This is a genomic window from Campylobacter sp. CFSAN093249, from assembly GCF_011067895.1.
Lineage (GTDB): Bacteria > Campylobacterota > Campylobacteria > Campylobacterales > Campylobacteraceae > Campylobacter_D > Campylobacter_D jejuni.
Genome location: NZ_JAAMWM010000009.1, coordinates 1 through 632, shown reverse-complemented (window position 1 = coordinate 632; position 632 = coordinate 1). Strand labels below are relative to the sequence as shown.

The window sequence follows — 632 nt, the reverse complement described above, 5'->3', positions numbered from 1 at the left end:
TATAATGACAAATACCTACTTTATCCTGTATTGTATTTTTATGGTTTTGGAAATGGAGTTTTATTTAAAGCTTTATTGCAAAATAAAAATCATCAACATATTGTTGTTTTTGAAAAAGATATAGAAATCATTTGGATAATGTTTCATATCTTAGATTTTTCACATGAATTGCAAAATGCAAGATTGATAGTTTTGAATACAAATAAACTAGAAATTCAAGATTATAATGAACTTTGTTCTTTTAAACCTTTCTTTCAATTTTCTAGAATTTATTTTTTAGAACTGATGAGTCATTATTATGAAAGATTTCATGAAGATGTTTTGGAGTTAAATAAGAAATTAGCAGAAAATTTTAAAAATTCTATTGTTTCTCATGGTAATGATCCTCTTGATGCTCTTCAAGGCATAGAGCAATTTGTTTATAATCTTCCTCAAATGATTACCCATCCTAGTTATAAAGAATTGCTTTCTAAAAGAAAGGGTATAAGTGATACAGCTATCATTGTTTCTACAGGACCATCTCTTACTAAACAACTTCCTTTATTAAAAAAGTATGCTAGCAAAGCTACAATTTTTTGTGCGGATTCTTCTTATCCTATTTTAGCTAAACATGGTATAAAGCCTGATTATGT

General features: G+C 26.6%; 1 protein-coding gene. It reads left to right on the top strand.

What is annotated here, in order from left to right; translation table 11 throughout:
- The coding region (locus FBF10_RS08345) for a 6-hydroxymethylpterin diphosphokinase MptE-like protein (protein WP_141084299.1) at positions 1–632 on the top strand (632 nt) is incomplete at both ends.